This window comes from Alishewanella sp. SMS8 (assembly GCF_030737935.1).
GTDB lineage: Bacteria > Pseudomonadota > Gammaproteobacteria > Enterobacterales > Alteromonadaceae > Alishewanella > Alishewanella maricola.
In genome coordinates this window covers 1,459,657-1,480,348 of sequence record NZ_JAPJEA010000001.1, presented here as the reverse complement: position 1 = coordinate 1,480,348, position 20,692 = coordinate 1,459,657, and the positions used below count along the sequence as shown (strand labels likewise).

Sequence of the window (20,692 nt, the reverse complement as noted above, 5' to 3'; positions counted from 1 at the left end):
CCTTAAAATAAATCTAACGAGCCAGCGGCTATAACCTCTGGCTCGGTACTTAGCGCTTTCACTTTTAGCCGGGCACGCCGCTGCGCTAACAGCCGTAAAATTCGCGAACGTTCACTGGCCGGTTTTTGTGGCCAATTAAAACGTTCGTCTCGCGAGCGCAAACACCCTAAGCAATAACCTCTATTATTACTTTGGCAAACCCCAATACAGGGGTTCGGTATGTCAAACAGCTCAAGTTGATCCATACATTTGTTTGCCTGTTAGCTTTGAACTAAGTCGCTAGCGCGTGATTAAGCAAGATAGCGTTAGTCTTTTTTGTGCTGCGTCGCGTTTAGTTCTAATTGCTTCATGGTTTTTAAATGCTGCAAATAAACAATAAACATACAAAAACCTACACCAAAAATCACACAAACACTTAAGAAAAACCAGAGATTGGCATTCATTATTAACTCCAAGTCAGTAAAGCCGCACTGTTTAAAACATCAGCGAAACGATGAGTGGTATTACCTCTACTGTAATAGCAGACTGGCCAAGGTACAAATTTTAATTTATTTGTACAAAAAGTGTCTTTTTTTTAGAAATCGGTTGACTCCAGACAGATAGACGTCTATTAATAGACACATTGTGATTAGGTGAACTGATCCTCAACAATTAACCGATTAGAGTTAGTGAGTAAATAATATGCGTTTAGCTTCCATTCTAAACATTCTTGTCCTCGTAAGCGTGGTGATTATTAATCTCCGCGGGGGCGGTGTTTTCGGAAGATAAGATGCAAATCGATTTCCAGCAAAACCCCCGCTCTGCAAAGACCGGGGGTTTTGTCGTTTCAGGGCAGAGTAAATTTTCATCGGCCACATCAGTAAAAGGTTGAGGTTACACATGAATGGCGCAGAGTTGGTATTAAAGGTGTTACAGCAGCAAGGGGTCGATACCATTTTTGGTTACCCAGGCGGCGCTATTATGCCCATTTATGATGCGATCTATCACAGTACGGTAAAGCACTATTTGTGTCGGCATGAACAAGGCGGCGCTTTTTCGGCGATTGGCTATGCGCGTTCTTCCGGCAAAGTTGGGGTGTGTTTAGCCACCTCTGGCCCGGGTGCGACCAACCTGATCACGTCGTTGGCCGATGCTTTATTAGATTCTGTGCCCTTGGTAGCGATCACCGGTCAGGTATCTCAAGCCGTGATGGGCTCGGATGCCTTTCAGGAAATTGATGTGTTAGGTTTAAGCTTAAGTGTCACCAAACACAGCTTTATGGTGCGTAATGTCAACGAACTGGCTTCGATCTTACAACAAGCCTTTACCTTAGCTCGCAGTGGTCGGCCAGGCCCTGTGCTAGTCGATATCCCAAAAGATGTGCAATTAGCGGCTGTTGCTGAACCAGAGTGGATTAGCCCGCCAAGTCAACGTGTTAACACCTCTTTAGCGAATACCGCAGCCGCCCGTCAATTGATCAGTGCCGCAAGCAAGCCGATGGCTTATATCGGCGGGGGTGTGCATATGGCTGATGCTTTAGCGCATTTACAGGCCTTTTTAGCCGAAAGCGTGATGCCATCCGTGACCACGCTAAAAGGCATGGGCTCGGTGGCTCGCGATAATGTGCACTATTTAGGCATGCTGGGCATGCATGGTACGCAAGCGGCCAATTTAGCGGTGCAGCAATGCGATTTATTAGTGTGTTTAGGCGCACGTTTTGATGACCGCGTAACCGGCAACTTAGAAAAATTTGCGCCCGATGCCAAAGTGATCCATTTGGATATCGATCCGGCAGAAATTAACAAAGTACGTTTTGCCGATTGCGCCTTGCTGGGTGATATGAAGCAAATCTTACCGGCGATCACTACGCCGACACAGTGCGATGCGTGGTTGGCTCACTGCCAACAATTAAAGCAGCAGCATGGCTGGCGTTATGATCATCCCGGCGAAAAAATCTATGCGCCCTTGCTGTTAAAACAGTTAAGCGAGCGCATGCCCGATAACAGCGTGGTGTGTTGTGATGTTGGCCAGCACCAAATGTGGGTGGCGCAACATATGCGCTTTAACAGCCCGCGCAATCATCTTTCTAGTGGTGGCTTAGGGACTATGGGGTTTGGTTTGCCGGCCGCCATTGGTGCCAAGTTAGCCCGCCCCCAAGATACGGTGTTAGCGGTCAGTGGCGACGGCTCTTTTATGATGAATGTGCAAGAGCTGGGCACCATTAAGCGTTTTCGTTTACCGGTGAAAATTGTCTTAATTGATAATCAACGCTTGGGCATGGTTAAGCAATGGCAGCAATTGTTTTTTAATGAGCGTTATAGCGAAACCGACTTATCCGATAACCCTGACTTTGTGGCTTTAGCCGCTGCATTTGCTATCCCTGGCCATACGATCACCCGCAAAGACGAAGTCGCCGATGCGCTAGAGGCAATGTTCACCTGGCCAGGTCCTTATTTACTGCACGTACGCATTGATGAAACAGAGAATGTCTGGCCATTAGTTCCGCCAGGTGCCGCTAACCAAGATATGATGACGGAGACTAACTAATGCAACATACCCTAACTATCACCACCAGCAATGAGGCAACGGTTGTTGAGCGCTTATTGCAGGTTACCCGTTATCGTGGTTACAAATTGGCAGGTTTAGAATTAAAACCGCTAACCGATCGCGCAGGTATGCGCATTACCTTACAAGTACAAAGTGATAAGCCTATCGCTTTACTCACCAGTCAATTAGTTAAACTTTATGATGTGCAGCAGTTGGAACTAGCGTCTGCTGCTGTGGCCGCGCTTCGCGCCTAACGTTTATTTTTAGGAAAGACAACAATGCCAAAGTTAAGATCTGCAACCGTTACCGAAGGACGTAATATGGCTGGCGCCAGAGCATTATGGCGCGCTACAGGTGTGAAAGACACCGATTTTGGTAAGCCCATCGTCGCGGTAGTGAACTCTTTTGTCGAATTTGTACCAGGCCATGTGCATTTACGCGATTTAGGTAAATTGGTTGCCAGCAGCATTGAAGAAGCGGGCGGTATTGCCAAAGAATTCAATACCATAGCGGTGGATGACGGTATTGCCATGGGTCATGGTGGTATGTTGTACAGCTTACCCTCGCGTGAGCTGATAGCCGATTCTGTTGAGTATATGATCAACGCGCATTGTGCCGATGCCATGGTCTGCATTTCAAACTGTGACAAAATTACGCCGGGTATGTTAATGGCGGCGATGCGCTTAAACATTCCGGTGATCTTTGTGTCTGGCGGCCCGATGGAAGCGGGTAAAACCAAGTTATCTGATCAAATTATCAAATTGGATTTAGTGGATGCCATGGTCTCTGCGGCCGATCCCAACGTCAGCGACAGTGATAGCGCTGAAATTGAACGCAGTGCCTGCCCAACCTGTGGCAGTTGTTCGGGTATGTTTACCGCGAATTCAATGAATTGCTTGGTAGAAGCTTTAGGCTTAGGTCAGCCGGGTAATGGTTCGTTATTAGCCACGCATGCCGATCGTAAAGAACTCTTTGTGCAAGCCGGTTTCCGCATTATGGAATTGTGTAATCGCTGGTATAAACAAGATGATGCCAGTGCTTTACCGCGTAATATCGCCAATAAATCGGCTTTTGAAAACGCCATGATGCTGGATATCGCGATGGGCGGTTCGACTAATACTGTTTTGCATTTATTAGCTGCGGCCATTGAAGCCGAAGTGGATTTTGGCATGGACGATATTGATCGCTTGTCTCGCATTGTGCCGCATTTATGTAAAGTGGCCCCGTCTACCCAAAAATACCATATGGAAGATGTGCATCGCGCAGGCGGTGTTATTGCTATTTTGGCTGAATTAAATCGTGCCGGTTTATTAAACCCGAATGTGCCGCATGTTTCAGGTAAAGATTTGGCTGATGTGATAGCGCAGTGGGATATCGCGTCTACCGCGCACGCGGCAGCCAAACAAATGTATTTAGCCGGCCCTGCCGGTATTCGCACGACTAAAGCCTTTTCGCAAAGCTGCCGTTACCCCAGTTTAGATGATGATCGGGTTGATGGCTGTATTCGCAGTAAAGAGCATGCTTACTCGCAAGACGGCGGCTTAGCAGTGTTGTTTGGCAACTTAGCGCCTAATGGTTGTATCGTTAAAACCGCCGGCGTAGAGAAAGAAAACTTAGTGTTTACTGGCCGTGCTCGGATCTTTGAAAGCCAAGATGATGCGGTTGCCGCCATTCTGGGTGGCAAAGTGGTGGCCGGTGATGCGGTGATTATTCGCTACGAAGGGCCCAAAGGTGGCCCGGGTATGCAAGAAATGTTGTACCCAACCAGTTATTTAAAATCGATGGGTTTAGGTAAAGCTTGTGCTTTGATTACGGATGGTCGTTTTTCTGGCGGTACCTCGGGTTTATCTATTGGTCATGTGTCGCCAGAAGCGGCCAGTGGTGGGGTGATTGCCTTGGTGGTAGAGGGTGATCGGGTTGAGATTGATATTCCGAATCGCAAAATTGGTATTGCAGTGAGTGATCAGGTGTTGGCTGAGCGCCGTGCGGCTATGCAGGCAAAAGGTAAGCTGGCGTGGAAGCCGGAAAATCGGCAGCGTGTGGTAAGCAGTGCCTTAAAAGCCTATGCGCTATTAGCAAGCAGTGCCGATAAGGGCGCTGTGCGCGATGTTTCTAAGCTGGAAGACTAATTAAGAAAGGCTATTGTAATTAAGTGGTGCAATAAAGTGCAGTTTTGCTAGTTAATCACACGCAAGGACGCCGTGGATACGTCCTTGTAGGCTCATCTCCAGCATCCATGCTGGAGACGCCTTGCTTAGTGATTTACTAGCTACCTGGTTGGTTTTGCAGTTTCGCAAGTTAACCATATGCAAGGACGCTGTGAGTAGGTCCTTGTAGGTTCCTCTCTAGCATCCGTGTTGGAGATGCCCTGCTTAGCGTTTAGCGAGCTGCACGTTTAGTGGGGCGCGTGGGTGTGTAACGTTAGCTGATTAGCTGGCTGCAAGGTGGGTTTAGTGACGTGCAGTTGTGTTAGCTGCGCAGATGGTTGGTTTAATAATATAAATAGTAAGAGCAATGGAGTCACAATGAATAATCTGGCAACAGTCCACCCCGAGCAAACGGATGCCGAAGTGATGCAACAGTATCTGCGGGAGATTTTGCTATCGCCGGTTTATCAAGCTGCGGTTGAAACTCCGTTGGATGACATGGCCAAGCTCAGTAAACGCTTGGGGCATCAGGTATTATTAAAGCGCGAAGATAAACAGCCGGTTTACTCTTTTAAAGTGCGCGGTGCTTTTCATAAGTTACACAAAGTAAAACAACAGCATACTGCTGCTGCCGTGATCTGCGCCTCTGCCGGAAATCATGCACAGGGTGTGGCCTTATCAGCCAGTAAGCTGGGCTTAAAAGCGACTATCGTTATGCCGATCACCACGCCTGAAATCAAAGTGGCGGCGGTCAAAGCCTTGGGCGGTAATGTGGTGCTGCACGGCACGGCCTTTGATGAAGCTAACAGTTTTGCGATTGCTAAAGCCAAAGACGAAGGCGCTATTTATATTCCGCCGTTTGATGATGCCGATGTTATAGCTGGGCAGGGTACGGTAGCAAAAGAGCTATTAAGCCAAAATAATCAATTGGATGCCGTGTTTATTCCCGTGGGTGGTGGTGGCTTGATGGCGGGTATGGCGGTGTATATCAAAGCTATTCAGCCACATATTAAAGTGATTGGTGTCGAGCCGGAAGATGCGGCTTGTTTAAAGGCAGCCATGGCCGCGGGTGAACCGGTGACCTTGGCGCGTGTTGGTTTATTTGCCGATGGTGTGGCTGTAAAGCGGATTGGTACGGAAAACTTTAATGTTGCTAAGCGCTTTTGTGATGAAGTGATCACCGTAACAAGTGACGAAATGTGTGCGGCCATTAAAGATATTTTTGATGATTTACGAGCAGTGGCGGAACCGGCTGGCGCTTTAGCTTTGGCCGGGTTGAAAAAATACAGCCAACGTTTAAGTAATAGCACGCTTGCTAAACCGCAGCATTATGCAGCGGTGCTTAGTGGTGCGAACTTAAATTTTGATACTTTGCGTTATGTATCTGAGCGCTGTGAACTTGGCGAGAAAAAAGAAGCGGTATTTGCCGTGACGATACCAGAAGAAAAAGGCAGCTTTCGGCGCTTTTGCCAAACTCTCGGCGGCCGAGCCATTACCGAATTTAATTACCGCTATGCCAGTGATCGTAAAGCGCATATCTTTGTTGGCATCAAGCTGCGGCACGGTGAGCAAGAGCTGGCGACAGTAAAAACATTACTCAGTGATGCCGGTTATCAATATTTAGATCTCTCTGATGATGAACTGGCCAAGCTGCATGTACGGCATATGGTCGGCGGTATGCCACCACGCGCCATTACCGAGCAGGTGTATCAGTTTAACTTCCCTGAATATCCCGGCGCATTGATGAATTTTCTTAACACATTAGGCGAAGATTGGAATATCAGCTTATTCCATTATCGTAACCATGGTGCCGCCACGGGGGATGTGTTGGCCGGTTTTGAAGTGGCTGAGCATAGCGATATTGCCAGTTACTTAGATAAGCTGGGTTATCAGTATCAATTGGTTAGCAACAATCAGAGTTATCAAACTTTCTTAACCGCAGGCGAATAGTGGCGGTTCTTGCTTGAGTTGAATAGTAGGGAACTTACAGCTTGGGTTGCTGCCTAAGCCTGCAGTGACACTTTGGACGTTTTTCTTGTTGGTTTTTAAAGGGGAGTACCACTATGAGTAAATCAGCGACAAGCGAGCATGGTCGCGGAGAGATCCGTGATAATGCGTTAAAAGCTTTAGTGACCAGTAAGTTGTTTCAAACTAGGGTGGTTAAGGCGAAAAAAGGCAAAGGTTCCTACAACCGCAAAGGGCGTAATTCACAAGATTACGCCCTTGTTGTTTCTAACGCCTCGCACTGATTGCTTTGCATCGCCGCCTACTTATCTTCTGTGAGTACTTCTGCTTTATTTAACTTTTCTGAGCATTAACCCTGTTGTATCTGGCCTAGCGCCCTCTTTTATAAACGCTTTTACGTAAAGTATTAAGCCCGTCGTGAGTCGGTAGGGTAGCGTTGTGTTTACAAGTCGGCGTGGCTCGCGTTAGGCTAAGCCTATGATAAAACGAAGAGTAGAATACATGTGGAGCATAGCAGTCGCGTCGGCGAATCCGGCGAAAATTAATGCGGTACAGCAATGTTTTAACGCTAACTTTCCAGAACAAGCACTGACAGTAACAGGGCTTAATGTGCCATCGGGTGTACCCGATCAGCCGATGAGCAGTGAAGAAACCTATGCCGGCGCTAAAAACCGTTTAACGGCCTTAAAACAAGCCATCGCTGCTGATTACTATGTGTCGATTGAAGCTGGGTTAGATGGCGATTTAACCTTTGCGTGGATGTTAATTGAGCATAATGGCAAGGTGGGTAAGGCACGTTCTGCGAGTTTAATGTTACCCAAGGCGGCACTTGCCGAAATAGAGCAAGGGCAAGAGCTGGGTGATGCAATGGATACCTTGTTTGGTACGCAAAACATCAAACAAGCGGGTGGCGCAATTGGCTTATTAACCCAAAACCGATTAAGTCGCAGCCAAGTCTATCAACAAGCCTTAACACTAGCGCTGATCCCGTTTCTTAATACCGAGTGGTTTTAAGAAAACAGGATCCACTTGGAAAAACGTGCCGTGGCAACGGCACGCTTTTTATTAAACGCTAGTGTGTAAGCGTACTTCAATATTACCGCGAGTAGCGTTTGAGTATGGGCAAACTTGGTGCGCTGCGGCGACTAACTGCTCGGCTTGGTCTGCGGCTAAACCCGGTAAGTTAATAAATAAATCAACATCTAAACCAAAACCCCCTTCGATTTTACCAATGCCTACTTCGCCACGAATGGTGCTGTCTGCAGGTAAGGCAAGTTTTTGCTGGCCAGCAACAAATTTTAAAGCGCCAATAAAACAGGCGGCATAACCGGCGGCAAATAATTGCTCAGGGTTAGTTGCATCACCTTTACCACCCAAGGCTTTTGGCGCAGATAATTTGCTGCTCAATAAATTATCATCTGAGTTAACTTGACCATCACGGCCACCGGTTGCGGTAACAACGGCTTTATATAATATTTCCATGTGTCGCTCCAATTGGTGAGTAAGTAAACCGGATTAAGCACCGGACGGACAGATACTAACGTCAATTTATCTTGTGCGCAATATAATTGCGTGAAATATTTTTATGCGGCTGAGATTCAGCGTATACTAGGTAGCATGCAAGGCGAAATGAGACCAGCGGTATGACAGAGAAAACCTTACCTTTAGCGCAGCAAGTGTGTTTTGCGTTATACAGCGCCAATAACGCCATGATGCGTTTGTATCGGCCCTTATTGCAGCCGTTTGATTTGACCTACCCGCAGTATGTGGTGTTACTCGCCTTATGGCAGCAAGACAATATTAGTTTGGGGCAACTAGGGCAGCAGACGTTATTTGATTCGGGCACTTTAACGCCACTGGTTAAAAAGTTAGAGCAAAAAGCCATTTTGCAGCGGCAAAGCGATCCCGCTGATGAGCGCGTAAAAAAAGTGGTGCTCACGCCTTTTGGTCGAGCATTAGAGCAACAAGTGGTCAATGTGATGCCGGCTTTACGTTGTCAGGTTGCCTTATCCGATGATGAATTGGTGTTACTGCGTGAACAGGCGCGTGCTTTGCAACTGCAAATTCAACAGCTTGAGCAGTGCCGTAAGTAGGCTGAATAAAGTCGGTTTGGTTGAGTGAGCCGCCCGCTAGAGCGTGATGACGCTGCGCCTTCATCGTGTTTGCCTGGCGCGTTTAACGGTAACTAACGTAATTTTTAGGGTCTTGGTCGAGCGCTATCAGGGTGTAAAATGCATTTCAACGCGCGGTTAAATAATTTATTGATTTAAACCAACTGGTTACAGTGGTGTCTGTTAAGGCCAGCGGTGCTGGCGTGTTATATTTTGTTACATCTGTAAGGTTTTCATTAATGGCTACAGCTGTTTTAATCTAGGCGTAAATCCTTTTTTATTAGCGGAGCCTGCTTTGAAATTATCTACTTTAAGTCTCGCCTTACTGGTTGCCCTCGGTGTAGCTGGCTGTACTAACACCACATCGGTTAAATCTTTACCTGAGGGTGTTACCCTAGTGGCCGAAGGCCAACAGCAAGCGGGTGAATTAAATTTACCCTATAAAAAATACCAATTAGCCAATGGCTTAACGGTTATTGTGCATGAAGATCAGTCTGATCCATTGGTGCATGTTGATGTAACTTACCATGTTGGTTCGGCGCGTGAAGAGTTAGGTAAGTCAGGTTTTGCGCACTTTTTTGAACATATGATGTTTCAGGGCTCAGAAAACGTTGGCCCGGAAATGCATTTTAAATATGTTACTGAAGCTGGCGGTACGCTAAACGGCACCACGAACAGCGATCGCACCAATTATTTCCAAACGGTACCGGTTAACCAGTTAGAAAAAATGCTGTGGTTAGAATCGGATCGCATGGGGTATTTTCTGGATGCGGTGACGCAAGAAAAGTTTGATATTCAATTATCGACAGTAAAAAACGAGCGCGGGCAGCGGGTAGATAACCAGCCTTATGGCCGTTATTGGGAGCAGTTATCGCAAGCACTGTATCCTTATGGTCACCCATATTCTTGGCCGGTGATTGGTCATATGGATGACTTAAATCGCGCCAATATGCCGGCGTTAAAAGATTTCTTTTTACGTTGGTATGGCCCGAATAACGCCACTCTGACAATCGGTGGTGCGGTTAAAGCGGAAGATGTGCTGCCCTTAGTGCAAAAGTATTTTGCCACAATTCCTGCAGGCCCTGCTGTTGAAAAGATGGCAAAAGCCCCAGCGGTATTAACCGCCGATCGTTATATCTCGATGGAAGATAACGTGCACTTGCCGTTACTTAGCATGACATTCCCTACCGTGTATGCCGGTCATCCAGACGAACCCGCGCTGAATATCTTAGGTGATATTCTAGGAAGCGGTAACAACTCTTTGTTATATCAAAGCTTAGTACGGCCACAAATTGCGGTGCAAGCCGGTGCAGGCCATCGCTGTCAAGAATTAGCCTGTACCTTTAACCTGACGGCATTACCACACCCAGCCTCAGGTAAAAACTTAGCTGAGTTAGAGCAATTGTTACGGCAAAACTTACAACAAGTGGCGGAGCGCGGCGTTAAACCTGAAGATCTAGCTCGGGCAAAAGCGCGCGTTGAAGCGCGTAGTATTTTCGGTTTACAAAGCGTGGCCGGTAAAGTGAGCCAGTTGGCTTACAATGAAACCTTTTACGGTGATCCTGACCGTATTGCGACCTTGTTAGCAGCATATGCTGAAGTCACCGCAGAAGATGTTATGCGGGTATATCAGCAATATGTGCAGAATAAACCTGCAGTGATTAGTAGTGTGGTGCCACGTGGTAAGGCCGATATGATTGCAGCGCCAGATAACTTCACACCGCGCACTTTCGACCCTGCTGAAGCCACAGCGTCTGAGAGTTTACCGACACGTGTAGCGAGTCATACCTTTGATCGTACAGCCGTACCTAAAGCCGGTGCTAACCCTGCGATCACCTTACCTGCTACATGGACCAGCGAGTTAGCCAATGGCATCAAAGTATTGGCGTCAATTAGCGAAGAAACACCGACTACGTCGTTATTGTTGCGGATCCCAGCCGGTAGCTATGCTAACAGCGTAGAACAAGCGGGTGTCGCCTCGATGATGGCGTCCTTACTGAACGAGAGCACTAAAAATTACAGCACCGAGCAAATGAGCATGGCGCTGGAATTACTCGGCAGTTCGGTGTCAATCAGTGCCGATGACCGCGATTTAAATGTGTTTGTCAGCAGTTTAACCAGTAACTTACCGCAAACTTTGCAGTTAGTGCAGGAAAAACTATTAAACCCAGCTTTTTCAGCTGAAGACTTTAATCGTTTAAAACAACAACGTTTACAATCACTGGCGCAAGCACAGAAAAATGCCAGTTACTTGGCCGAGCGAGCGGTAAGCCAGTTGATGTTCGGTGACACCATTGCCGGTCAGCCAAGCATGGGTAACGAACAAACCTTAGCGACGATGACCTTAGAGCAGATTAATAGTTTCTATCAAACCTTTGTTAAACCTGCTGGCGCGCAGTTAGTGGCGGTATCGGATTTACCTCAAGCCGAACTACTGCCGTTGTTAGCGAATATGGCACCACAGTGGCAAGGTAAAGCACCTGAGTTAAACTTGGCACTGCCTGCACCTAAGGTACAGACAGGCGCGATTTACTTAGTGCATAAAGACCAATCACCACAATCCGAGATCCGTATTGTGCGCCGTGCTATGCCGCGTGATCTGACCGGTGAGTTCTATCAAGCGGGTTTGATGAACTTTACCTTAGGTGGCAACTTTAACAGCCGTATCAACCTTAACTTACGTGAAGATAAAGGCTATACCTATGGCGCGCGCAGTGGTTTTGGTGGTGATAAACAAGTCGGCATGTTTTCGGCCAGTGCCGCAGTGCGGGCTGATGTCACGCGTGAGTCGATTGAAGAGTTCTTAAAAGAGCTTAACAATTACCAACAAAAGGGTATTACTGCTGAAGAGTTAGCCTTTATGCGCAGTGCGGTAAACCAATCTGAAGCGTTACGTTATGAAACACCGAATGCCAAGTTAGGTTTTATGGCGCAGATGTTAGAATTTAACGTCGGTGCGGAGTTTACTCAGCAGCGTAATCAGATCTTACAGCAAAGCACGCAAGCGCAACTAAATGAGTTAGCCAGCCGTTATTTATCACCAGAAGAGATGGTGATTGTGGTAGTGGGTGAAGCAGATAAGCTCAAGCCTGAGTTAGAAAAACTGCAATTGCCGATTATCGACATGAAGCTATAAGCCGCATCAGTAAATAGAAAAAGCCAGGTGATGTCACCTGGCTTTTTTATTAGAGAAAACGCTGCACGTAAGAGCAGCTTGCTTGAATGTCATAACCTTCTGTTTGCGCCCACTGCAGCGCATGTCGTACCAATTTTTCTGCTAAACCCTTACCGCGAAACGCCGGAGGCACGAAGGTATGGTGAAAATTAATCACCTTGCCATTCACGTGATAATCTAGCTGCGCACTGGCATCCGCCAAGGTGAGCGTAAAGCGTTGCTCTGATGCGAGATGCTTAATAAGCGGTTCTGTCATAGCTTACTCCTCATCTAACCAAGGGGTTTCCGGTAATAACGCTAAATGCGCGGTATAGCGTTCTAAATTAAAGTTTTGTTGCTGTTCAACCACGGCAAACATTTCTGGGGCTAGCGCGCATGCCATTAACTCCATAGCCGCCTCACGACTGTGGCCTGTCATACGTAAACGCATTAAGGTCGCCATCACTTCTGTTGGGTAATTATCGGCTAATTGGTTTTCGAGTACTTCAAGTAGGGTTGCCTGATCGGTTAAATCGCTTTCTTGCATGTTCCAAGCCTCTGTTCGCGGTAAAAGCAGTGCATCACTGTGATGCTTAGGCTAAGCTAGCGAGCATTAAATAACAATCAACAAGTCGTATTATGCACGAAGTTTTCTCTGGCTGGCGCACCCGCCTGCAAACATTGGGGCCCGGTGTTTTAATGGCCACAGCCGCGATTGGTGGCTCACATTTGGTGGCATCAACGCAAGCCGGTGCCTTATTTGGCTGGCAGTTGTTATGGTTAATTTTATTGGTCAATATTCTTAAGTACCCGTTTTTTCGGTTTGGTGTGCAATACACCTTAGAACAAAACGAAACCCTGCTTGAAGGCTATCAACGCAAGGGTAAAGGCTACTTTTACAGTTTTGTTGTGTTAAATGTCGTCGCGGCGGTGGTGAATACCGCGGCAGTGCTAATTTTAACAGCAGCCTTGTTGCAATATGCGCTGCCCGGCAATTGGTCTTTAACCCTGTTGTGTTGCTTAATCTTGTTAGCTTGCTTACTGATCTTACTGCTGGGCCATTATCAGGCGCTAGACAGTGTCGCGAAAGTCATTATGTTGCTCTTAACCCTCACCACCGTAACTGCGGTTATTATTGCCGCTAAAAACGGCGCTGCCGCGCCAGCTGATTATGTTGGGCAATCCCCTTGGCAATTAGTGATGCTGGGCTTTTTAGTGGCGTTAATGGGGTGGATGCCCGCACCGATTGAGATTTCGGCGATTAGCTCATTGTGGCTAACCGCGAAACAGCGGCGACAACCGGTAACGCGCGCCCAGGGCCTGTTCGATTTTAACCTCGGTTATTGGTTAACCGCAGGTTTGGCGTTGGTTTTTGTATCCTTAGGGGCGTTAGTGCAATACGGTACTGCGCAGCCGATTGCCTTAGCCGGTGCTGCCTTTGCCCAACAATTGGTCGATATGTATGGCGCAACCATTGGCGAATGGTCAAAGCCAATGGTATCGCTGATTGCCTTTTTATGTATGTTTGGTACCACCATCACCGTGTTGGATGGGTACGCGCGCACCTTAAATAAATCGTTTTATTTGTTGGGTTGGCAAAAAGTGGATAATCGCCTGAGCTTAAGCAGTTGGCTAATCGTGCAGGCACTGTGTGGTATGGCGGTGATCTTGTTTTTCCGTTCGGCACTCGGCCCGATGTTAACCTTTGCGATGACTTTAGCCTTTTTAACTACGCCCGTTTTTGCTTGGCTTAATTTTAGTTTACTGCGTGGGGCAGGCATGCCGCCATTATCGAAAGGGTTAACCCTATTAAGTTGGCTTGGACTGAGTTATTTGTTTGGTTTTGCCGTATTGTTCTTGTGTTGGTATCTCGGCTTGCTCAGTTAAATATGGTTATTAGGAGTTAAGGGTGTCTCTTTGGCAGTTAATCTTGTTGTTTGTTGCGCAGTTAGCCCTGATTTTAATGGCGGCTCAATTATTTGGTCGGCTGGCTAGGTTTGTTGGGCAACCGAAAGTCGTTGGCGAGATGATTGCCGGTGTGGCGCTCGGCCCTTCTTTGTTTGGTTGGTTTTTGCCCGCGTTTCAACAAAGTATTTTTATCCCTGAAACACGCAGTTGGTTGTATTTTGGCGCGCAATTAGGTGTCGGCCTTTATATGTTTTTAGTGGGCTTAGAATTTAATACGCGTCTTTTTAAACAACATGCCCGCAGTGCCATTTCAGTGTCGCTGGCTGGTATGCTGGTACCCTTTATTGTGGCGGCTTTACTCTGCTTGTGGCTGTTAGAGCAGCCAGGCTTATTTGCGCCCGGTATCAGCTATTTTAATGCTGCGCTCTTTTTAGGTGCTGCCATTGCGATTACCGCCTTTCCGATGCTGGCCCGTATTATTTATGAGCGCGGCCTTGCTAATACGCCACTGGGTACAATGGCTTTGGCCGCGGGTGCGATAGATGATGCTGCGGCCTGGTTAATTTTAGCCTTGGTATTGGCCAGTTTTGGCGGAGGCATCAGTGTACTGTTAACCGCTTTAGTGGGGGGCGGTTTATATGCCTTATTGATGCTAACGAAGGTGCGGGGGTGGTTACAACCTTTGGCAGATCGGGTGGCGCAGCAGCAACAATTACAGTGGCCACCTTTTGTATTTATAATGCTGTTGTTCGCACTATCGGCGTGGAGTATGGATTGGGTGGGCTTGCATGCGGTATTTGGCGGGTTCTTATTGGGTATTGCCATTCCGCGCGGCCTGATGGCCGAATTACTACGCAAGCGATTAGAGCGCCTTACCATTTTGTTATTGTTGCCGATGTTTTTTACCTATTCGGGCTTAAATACCCGGTTAGATGTTTTAGGCAGCGGTAATTTGTTGCTGATTACACTCATTATTTTAGTGTGCTCAATTTTAGCTAAGTTTGCCGCCTGTTGGGCCGCGGCTCGTTGGAACGGTGCGGATAATCCAACCGCTTTAGCAGTGGGCGCCTTAATGAATGCGCGTGGGCTAATGGAGCTGATTATTATTAATATCGCTTTGAATTACGGCATTATTGAGCAAGGGCTATTTTCAATAATGGTGGTGATGGCCATTGTCACCACTTTGATGGCTTCGCCGCTGTTTCAGTGGGTGTATGGCCGTCATCAGCCAAAGAAAACGGCGACCTAGGTCGCCGCTCTGTAGGCTTCACGCACGTTACATCGCTAAGGTTTTTTCACCGCGTGAAATACCCGACACACCGCTACGCACCACTTCCAAGATCTGCGAACCGGCTAACGCCTGAATAAACGCATCCAGTTTGTCGCTGGTACCGACTAATTGCACGGTATAGGTATTGGCAGACACATCAACAATTTGGCCGCGGAAGATATCCGCACAGCGTTTTACTTCGTCGCGTTGGTTGCCGGCGGCTTTCACTTTTACCAGCATCAATTCGCGTTCAATGTGCGCGGACTCGCTTAGATCAGTCAGTTTCACTACTTCAATTAGTTTATGCAGCTGCTTAGTAATTTGTTCAATCACTTGATCATTACCGTGCGTCACCAAGGTTAAACGCGAAAGCGTGGCGTCTTCCGTTGGTGCTACGGTAAGCGAATCAATGTTGTAACCGCGCTGAGCAAACAAACCGACAAGACGCGCTAAAGCACCCGATTCGTTTTCGAGTAAAACAGAAATAATATGTCGCATGGTTAAGTCCTCTCTGTCTTACTTAAAAATAACTCATTCATGGCACCGCCTGGAATTTGCATCGGGTAAACATGCTCTTTCGGATCGATATGAATATCTAAAAACACCAACTGATCTTTGAGAGCAAAAGCACGCTCTAGGGCCGGCTCCAGTTCTTCTGTTTTCGTTACGCGAATACCGACATGGCCGTAGGCTTCGGCTAACTTAATAAAGTCAGGTAGTGAGTCCATATAAGAGCTGGCATAGCGCGATTCATAATTCATATCTTGCCATTGCTTCACCATGCCTAAATAGCCATTATTCAGGTTGATGATTTTTACACCCAGCCCGTATTGTTTACAGGTTGATAGCTCCTGAATATTCATTTGAATAGAGCCTTCACCGGTAACACACACCACATCGTCATCAGGGAAGTTCAGTTTAATGCCCATTGCCGCGGGTAAACCAAAGCCCATGGTGCCAAGGCCGCCCGAGTTAATCCAACGATTCGGTTTGTTAAATTTGTAATACTGCGCCGCGAACATTTGATGTTGGCCAACATCACTACAGACAAAGGCATTACCCTTAGTAATTTTGCTCACCATTTCAATGACATGCTGTGGCTTGATTTGTGAGGTGGTGGTGTCATAACGACCGCCATGCACGGCACGCCAAGCATTAATTTGTTGCCACCAACTGGCCAGTGCGGTTTCGTCCAGTTTTTTCTTTTTCTGCTTTACCAGGCCAAGCATTTCTTCTAGCACCGGCTGCACTAAACCAACGATTGGAATATGCGCATTAACCGTTTTAGAAATACTGGCCGGGTCGACATCAATATGAATAATCGTGGCATCGGGGCAGAATTTTTTGGTGTTGTTGGTCACGCGATCATCAAAGCGCGCACCTACGGCTAGAATAACATCAGCGTGGTGCATGGTTTGGTTGGCTTCGTAACTGCCGTGCATCCCCAGCATGCCTACAAATTGCTTATCTTCACCCGGATAAGCCCCTAAGCCCATCAAGGTGTTGGTTACGGGGACATTTAATAGCTGCGCCAGTTCAGTCAGTTCACTTGATGCGTGGCCCATTATGACCCCGCCGCCAGCATAAATGATCGGTCTTTTCGCGGCTAATAACGCGGTAACGGCTTTTTTAATCTGGCCGCTATGGCCTTTTAATTTTGGCTGGTATGAACGCAGCTTCACTTCGCTTGGGTAATCATAAGCAAAGGTTTGGCTTGGGATCGTCATATCCTTCGGGATATCGAGCACTACTGGGCCTGGGCGGCCGCTTTGGGCGATATAGAAGGCTTTTTTAATTAGTGCCGGAATATCTTCGGGGCGGCGCACCGACATATTATGTTTGACGATCGGCCGGGAAATACCGAGCATATCGGTTTCTTGGAAGGCATCTTCGCCGATTAAATGGCTCATCACTTGGCCGGTGAGCACCACCATCGGGATCGAGTCCATATAGGCGGTGGCAATTCCGGTGACGGCGTTAGTGGCACCCGGACCTGAAGTCACGAGCACCACACCGGCTTTACCGGTAGCACGAGCATAAGCATCGGCCATATGCGTGGCGGCTTGTTCATGGCGTACCAGCACATGTTTTACTTGAGTTTGTTGAAACAGCGCATCATAAATATGCAGCACAGCGCCACCGGGATAGCCATAGACGTATTCTACCCCTTCATCGGCCAGCGCGCGGATTACCATAGCTGCGCCCGATAACATCTCGGCTTGTTTGGATTGGCTTGTCATAATGTAGTATCTCATCAGTTGCTGAGGTAAAAGCAGTTTTAAGGCATTAAATACCAAAAACTGCCGACATTCCGTTACCGGATTGTCAGTGGTGCTACGTGGGCTGGTATGTCGGGAAGCGTAAGCTTTTCGCTACAGTTCCTGCGCTTTCTTTATGGCTCTGCTGGCGTTTTTTGTGCGCTTAATTAATTTACGGCAACTGCTTGGGAATGTCGATGCCTTTTTCACTTTTTAGCCATCTTTACTGCTTTAAAAAGGGCGGCGGCGCCACCATAGTATCAACTATCACTTTTGTTACAGGATTTACCGCTAATGCAAAACCCTATTGTTGACGTCACCATGATGAATGCGCGGGAGATCCTCGATCGCTCGATGCAACAGTTAGTGCTTTTTCAATTCTGGTCGGCTCGTAGTACCGGCTGTCAGCAGCTCACGGCAACATTAAGCAAAATAGTGCAGCAATATCCCAAGCAACTGTGTTTGGCGAAAGTGGATTGCGATGCTGAGCAAGATTTAGCCATGCAATTTGGTGTGCAATCGCTGCCCACCGTTATGTTTATTAAAGAAGGCCAACCGGTTGATGGTTTTGCCGGTGTCGAAACCGAACAACAAATTTTACAACGCTTGGCCGCTTACTTACCCAAGCCGGAAGATGACTTGCTAGCGAAAGCGCAGCGACAATTAGAAGCTGGGCAGATGAACGCCGCTTATCCGTTACTCGCCGAGGCCTTAACGCTGGCGCCGGAGCGTATAGAGATCAAAATTTGGTTAGCAGATTGTGCCATTAGCTTAGGTCAGTTGACGCAGGCTGAAAAGCTGTTAGCGGAAGTTCGTTTAGCGGATCAAGACGCCTTGTACAAAGCCGTGTTAGCCAAATTAGAATTAGCCCAGCAAGCCACCAATACCCCCGAGATCCAAGCATTAGAAGCACAATTAGCCGCTGCGCCAGAAGATAAACACCTTATCGAACAATTAGCGGTGCAATATCAGGCGGTGTTGCGCTCAGAAGAGGCGCTAGCGCTGTTACTGAAAATTTTGCAGCAAGATTTAAACTTTGGTCAGAGCAAAAAATTGTATTTAGATATTTTGGCGGCATTGCCGAAAGGTGATCCCCTGGCCAGCCAATATCGTCGTCGTTTATACGCCCTGTTGTATTAATGTCGAACGCACCGCTGCAGGGCAGTGCGCTGTCTGAGTTGTTTCAGCAGCTCAGCAGTGTATTGCAGCGCTATCGCCAGTATTGGCAGTTCTCACCGATGAACTGCCAGACATTACCCTTCTCGCCAGCCTTGAATGCACAACTGTCGCAACTTGGCGCCAGTGAGCTCGCGGTGCTAGATCAGGATCCGCAGCAACAACGCCGCTGTTTTGCCGAGTATTTTCCTGAGTTAATGACTTTGCCTTTGTGGTTGACTGCCAGCAAAACCGCCGACAATTCGCCTTGGCCGTTTTGGTTAACGAATGGTATTCATGGTCGTAAGCTCACGCAAATTCAGCAGTTTTGTCAGTTTATTCCTGAGCAAGCGTTGCCGGTGCTGGAATGGTGCGCCGGTAAAGGCCATTTAGGCCGGCTGTTTGCCGCACAATCTAGCCGCACCGTGACGAGTATCGAATGGCAGCCAAGCTTATGTGAGGCGGGCAGTGCCTTAGCTTCACAGCATAAGATCCCACAGCAGTTTATTCAGGCGGATGTGCTAACTACCGCCGGGGCGGCGGCAGTGCATGCCGAGCAACAAGTGCTAGCCTTGCATGCCTGTGGGGAACTTCATCTGCAATTATTAGCGGTAGCGGTAGCTAAAGGCTGCCAACAGTTACAAGTTGCCCCCTGTTGCTATCATTTAATTAGCAGCTCAGACTATCAGCCGTTATCTAAACAGGCACAAGCCGATGCGTTAGCGCTAAGTCGGCAAGATTTAAAACTGGCGGTGCAAGGGCAAGTTACAGCGGGTGAGCGGGTCAGTCGTTTGCGGCAAACCGAAGTGACTTGGCGTTTAGCCTATGATGAATGGCGCGCTTTGCATACGGGGCAGCGGGCATATCAACCGTTACCTTCGTTACCCAAGCAGTGGTTTAGTGGCGATTTTGCTGCGTTTGCCAAGATGGCGGCCAGTTTACAGCATTTGATTGCACCTGCAGTTACAGACTGGCCGAGTTATTTAGCGGCTGGCGAGGCGCGTTATCTGTTGGTACAGCGGTTAGATATCGTTCGGCACCTGTTTCGGCGGCCATTAGAGCTGTATTTGGTGCTGGATAGAGCCTTGTACTTGCAGCAACACGGTTATCAGGTAAGCGTACAAGCCTTTTGTGATTATCAGCTGACCCCACGTAATTTATTACTGCAAGCCAGCTTAAACCCCGCTGTTTAACGGCAAATCTAATGAAAGCCGCCTATCTAAGCAATAGGCCAGCTTACTGCCATGTTGCAGAGAATTAACAGCGGACAGGCTGTTTAAACGTATCGCTTTGTTGCTGTTGATAATAGGCGCTAATGTATTGATCTTTTGACTGCCAACGCTGATTCAGCCATTGCTGAAAATTCTCGCGAAAAACCGCGTCGTTAAAGTAATCACCCATGACGTGTTGATCCACGGCTAAAATCTCGGCTTTGATCACCACGCGTTTTAAACGGCCCATCAACATATCAAGCGCAATATTTTGCTGATTGTCAGGGTAAATAAGCGTGATATCTAAGATGGCGTTAAACTGCTCACCCATGCTGGCCAGGGTAAAGGCAATACCGCCGGCTTTCGGGGGTAATAAATGGCTAAAAGGGCTGCGCCGCAATTTTTGCTTTTGCTCGGTACATCGGCTACCTTCAACAAAATTGATAATAGTGGTGGGAGCGTGGCGAAATTTGGCGCAAGATTTACGCGTTGTTTCGATATCTTTGCCTTTGAGTTCAGGACGCTTTGTCAAGGTCGCTGCGCTATAGCGCTTCATGTAGGGCATATCCAAGGCCCAGCAACCTGTTCCTAAAAAGGGCACCCATTTTAATTGGTCTTTTAAAAAGAACTTGGGTTCGGGGATCAGTTTGGCGGCAAAAGCACTGACCACCGGAATATCTAACCAACTTTTATGATTGGCGATCAGCAAATACCAGCTTTCTTTATCCAGTTGCTGCTCACCGCTAATTTGCCAATCGACATCGTTAAAGAGATTAATCAGACCCGTATTAACTCGTGTCCAACCGCGATAGCAAAAGCGACCCAGCTTAGCAATCAAGCGGTGGGCGGCAGCGTTAGGTATCAGTAGTTTTAATAAACCCAGCGGGGTGACGACGATGCCCCAAAATGCCAAATTAAGCGCAAATAAGCTAAAACTGATCGGCAATAACAGAAACCCTGGCAACATGCTTAACATCGTCCACTCCT

Annotated in this window: 20 protein-coding genes; 12 read left to right on the top strand and 8 right to left on the bottom strand. The window is 47.6% G+C overall.

The genetic code is table 11. From position 1 onward, the window contains the following. Positions 1-2: 2 nt before the first annotated feature. Together ORJ01_RS06765 and ORJ01_RS06760 are read right to left on the bottom strand one after the other, a co-directional pair. Positions 3-245: a DUF1289 domain-containing protein gene (locus ORJ01_RS06765; RefSeq protein ID WP_306177392.1), complete on the bottom strand. Its 243-nt coding sequence runs from the start codon at positions 243-245 to the stop codon at positions 3-5. A gap of 60 nt (positions 246-305) precedes the next feature. Next, complete coding sequence (locus ORJ01_RS06760) at positions 306-443, bottom strand: hypothetical protein (RefSeq protein WP_226750525.1); 138 nt, start codon at positions 441-443, stop codon at positions 306-308. 436 nt (positions 444-879) lie between these two features. Here ORJ01_RS06760 and ilvG point away from each other — a divergent pair, with 436 nt between their 5' ends. The 6 genes from ilvG (at position 880) to yjjX (ending at position 7,652) form a co-directional block, all read left to right on the top strand. Beyond that, a complete protein-coding gene (gene ilvG, locus ORJ01_RS06755) occupies positions 880-2,526 on the top strand; it encodes an acetolactate synthase 2 catalytic subunit (protein ID WP_306177391.1) in 1,647 nt (548 codons plus the stop codon). Continuing rightward, positions 2,526-2,780, top strand: a complete 255-nt coding sequence (gene ilvM, locus ORJ01_RS06750) for an acetolactate synthase 2 small subunit (RefSeq protein WP_226750523.1) — start codon at positions 2,526-2,528, stop codon at positions 2,778-2,780. The genes ilvG and ilvM overlap by 1 nt, the downstream gene beginning before the upstream one ends. Before the next feature lie 24 nt (positions 2,781-2,804). After that, positions 2,805-4,655 carry a dihydroxy-acid dehydratase gene (ilvD, locus tag ORJ01_RS06745; protein ID WP_306177390.1) on the top strand — a complete coding sequence of 617 codons (1,851 nt, stop codon included), beginning with the start codon at positions 2,805-2,807 and terminating at the stop codon, positions 4,653-4,655. A 396-nt stretch (positions 4,656-5,051) separates the two neighbouring features. Continuing rightward, the gene (ilvA, locus tag ORJ01_RS06740) at positions 5,052-6,623 is read left to right on the top strand and encodes a threonine ammonia-lyase, biosynthetic (protein WP_306177389.1); all 1,572 of its coding nucleotides are present in this window, start codon (positions 5,052-5,054) and stop codon (positions 6,621-6,623) included. A gap of 113 nt (positions 6,624-6,736) precedes the next feature. Continuing rightward, entirely contained in the window at positions 6,737-6,922 is a 186-nt protein-coding gene (locus tag ORJ01_RS06735) for a ribosome alternative rescue factor ArfA (protein WP_226750520.1), read from the top strand. Positions 6,923-7,139: 217 nt separating this feature from the next. Beyond that, positions 7,140-7,652: an inosine/xanthosine triphosphatase gene (yjjX, locus tag ORJ01_RS06730; RefSeq protein WP_306177388.1), complete on the top strand. Its 513-nt coding sequence runs from the start codon at positions 7,140-7,142 to the stop codon at positions 7,650-7,652. Between the two features lie 51 nt (positions 7,653-7,703). Here the strand turns inward: yjjX and ORJ01_RS06725 are convergent, their stop codons facing one another. After that, positions 7,704-8,120, bottom strand: a complete 417-nt coding sequence (locus ORJ01_RS06725; RefSeq protein WP_226750518.1) for an organic hydroperoxide resistance protein — start codon at positions 8,118-8,120, stop codon at positions 7,704-7,706. Positions 8,121-8,281: 161 nt separating this feature from the next. On the opposite strand from ORJ01_RS06725, the gene ORJ01_RS06720 reads away from it, so the two are divergent. Both ORJ01_RS06720 and ORJ01_RS06715 read left to right on the top strand, forming a co-directional pair. Further along, a complete protein-coding gene (locus ORJ01_RS06720) occupies positions 8,282-8,731 on the top strand; it encodes a MarR family winged helix-turn-helix transcriptional regulator (protein ID WP_306177387.1) in 450 nt (149 codons plus the stop codon). 313 nt (positions 8,732-9,044) lie between these two features. Next, entirely contained in the window at positions 9,045-11,885 is a 2,841-nt protein-coding gene (locus ORJ01_RS06715; RefSeq protein ID WP_306177386.1) for a pitrilysin family protein, read from the top strand. 49 nt (positions 11,886-11,934) lie between these two features. On the opposite strand, the gene ORJ01_RS06710 is transcribed toward ORJ01_RS06715, so the two are convergent. Both ORJ01_RS06710 and ORJ01_RS06705 read right to left on the bottom strand, forming a co-directional pair. Further along, positions 11,935-12,180 carry a GNAT family N-acetyltransferase gene (locus tag ORJ01_RS06710; RefSeq protein ID WP_226750515.1) on the bottom strand — a complete coding sequence of 82 codons (246 nt, stop codon included), beginning with the start codon at positions 12,178-12,180 and terminating at the stop codon, positions 11,935-11,937. A gap of 3 nt (positions 12,181-12,183) precedes the next feature. After that, positions 12,184-12,450 carry a hypothetical protein gene (locus ORJ01_RS06705; protein ID WP_306177385.1) on the bottom strand — a complete coding sequence of 89 codons (267 nt, stop codon included), beginning with the start codon at positions 12,448-12,450 and terminating at the stop codon, positions 12,184-12,186. Positions 12,451-12,602: 152 nt separating this feature from the next. Between ORJ01_RS06705 and ORJ01_RS06700 the strand changes: the two genes are divergently transcribed. After that, positions 12,603-13,790 (top strand): divalent metal cation transporter, encoded by a 1,188-nt coding sequence (locus ORJ01_RS06700; RefSeq protein ID WP_306177384.1) that lies wholly within the window; start codon positions 12,603-12,605, stop codon positions 13,788-13,790. Positions 13,791-13,812: 22 nt separating this feature from the next. Continuing rightward, positions 13,813-15,060 (top strand): cation:proton antiporter, encoded by a 1,248-nt coding sequence (locus ORJ01_RS06695; protein WP_306177383.1) that lies wholly within the window; start codon positions 13,813-13,815, stop codon positions 15,058-15,060. Between the two features lie 27 nt (positions 15,061-15,087). On the opposite strand, the gene ilvN is transcribed toward ORJ01_RS06695, so the two are convergent. Both ilvN and ORJ01_RS06685 read right to left on the bottom strand, forming a co-directional pair. After that, the gene (gene ilvN, locus ORJ01_RS06690) at positions 15,088-15,579 is read right to left on the bottom strand and encodes an acetolactate synthase small subunit (protein ID WP_226750511.1); all 492 of its coding nucleotides are present in this window, start codon (positions 15,577-15,579) and stop codon (positions 15,088-15,090) included. A 2-nt stretch (positions 15,580-15,581) separates the two neighbouring features. Then, complete coding sequence (locus ORJ01_RS06685; RefSeq protein ID WP_306177382.1) at positions 15,582-17,321, bottom strand: acetolactate synthase 3 large subunit; 1,740 nt, start codon at positions 17,319-17,321, stop codon at positions 15,582-15,584. A 312-nt stretch (positions 17,322-17,633) separates the two neighbouring features. On the opposite strand from ORJ01_RS06685, the gene ORJ01_RS06680 reads away from it, so the two are divergent. Next, on the top strand, positions 17,634-18,479 hold the full coding sequence (locus ORJ01_RS06680; protein WP_306177381.1) for a tetratricopeptide repeat protein: 846 nt from the start codon (positions 17,634-17,636) through the stop codon (positions 18,477-18,479). Next, complete coding sequence (locus ORJ01_RS06675; protein WP_306177380.1) at positions 18,479-19,687, top strand: methyltransferase; 1,209 nt, start codon at positions 18,479-18,481, stop codon at positions 19,685-19,687. Before ORJ01_RS06680 ends, ORJ01_RS06675 begins: the two co-directional genes overlap by 1 nt. A 64-nt stretch (positions 19,688-19,751) precedes the next feature. Here the strand turns inward: ORJ01_RS06675 and ORJ01_RS06670 are convergent, their stop codons facing one another. Further along, positions 19,752-20,681, bottom strand: a complete 930-nt coding sequence (locus ORJ01_RS06670; protein WP_306177379.1) for an acyltransferase — start codon at positions 20,679-20,681, stop codon at positions 19,752-19,754. Positions 20,682-20,692 lie beyond the last annotated feature (11 nt).

Coding starts and splice junctions, on each gene's coding strand:
- ORJ01_RS06765 (WP_306177392.1), bottom strand. CDS start 245: ATGGATCAACTTGAGCTGTTTGACATACCGAACCCCTGTATTGGGGTT.
- ORJ01_RS06760 (WP_226750525.1), bottom strand. CDS start 443: ATGAATGCCAATCTCTGGTTTTTCTTAAGTGTTTGTGTGATTTTTGGT.
- ilvG (WP_306177391.1), top strand. CDS start 880: ATGAATGGCGCAGAGTTGGTATTAAAGGTGTTACAGCAGCAAGGGGTC.
- ilvM (WP_226750523.1), top strand. CDS start 2,526: ATGCAACATACCCTAACTATCACCACCAGCAATGAGGCAACGGTTGTT.
- ilvD (WP_306177390.1), top strand. CDS start 2,805: ATGCCAAAGTTAAGATCTGCAACCGTTACCGAAGGACGTAATATGGCT.
- ilvA (WP_306177389.1), top strand. CDS start 5,052: ATGAATAATCTGGCAACAGTCCACCCCGAGCAAACGGATGCCGAAGTG.
- ORJ01_RS06735 (WP_226750520.1), top strand. CDS start 6,737: ATGAGTAAATCAGCGACAAGCGAGCATGGTCGCGGAGAGATCCGTGAT.
- yjjX (WP_306177388.1), top strand. CDS start 7,140: ATGTGGAGCATAGCAGTCGCGTCGGCGAATCCGGCGAAAATTAATGCG.
- ORJ01_RS06725 (WP_226750518.1), bottom strand. CDS start 8,120: ATGGAAATATTATATAAAGCCGTTGTTACCGCAACCGGTGGCCGTGAT.
- ORJ01_RS06720 (WP_306177387.1), top strand. CDS start 8,282: ATGACAGAGAAAACCTTACCTTTAGCGCAGCAAGTGTGTTTTGCGTTA.
- ORJ01_RS06710 (WP_226750515.1), bottom strand. CDS start 12,180: ATGACAGAACCGCTTATTAAGCATCTCGCATCAGAGCAACGCTTTACG.
- ORJ01_RS06705 (WP_306177385.1), bottom strand. CDS start 12,450: ATGCAAGAAAGCGATTTAACCGATCAGGCAACCCTACTTGAAGTACTC.
- ORJ01_RS06700 (WP_306177384.1), top strand. CDS start 12,603: ATGGCCACAGCCGCGATTGGTGGCTCACATTTGGTGGCATCAACGCAA.
- ilvN (WP_226750511.1), bottom strand. CDS start 15,579: ATGCGACATATTATTTCTGTTTTACTCGAAAACGAATCGGGTGCTTTA.
- ORJ01_RS06685 (WP_306177382.1), bottom strand. CDS start 17,321: ATGACAAGCCAATCCAAACAAGCCGAGATGTTATCGGGCGCAGCTATG.
- ORJ01_RS06680 (WP_306177381.1), top strand. CDS start 17,634: ATGCAAAACCCTATTGTTGACGTCACCATGATGAATGCGCGGGAGATC.
- ORJ01_RS06675 (WP_306177380.1), top strand. CDS start 18,479: ATGTCGAACGCACCGCTGCAGGGCAGTGCGCTGTCTGAGTTGTTTCAG.
- ORJ01_RS06670 (WP_306177379.1), bottom strand. CDS start 20,681: ATGTTAAGCATGTTGCCAGGGTTTCTGTTATTGCCGATCAGTTTTAGC.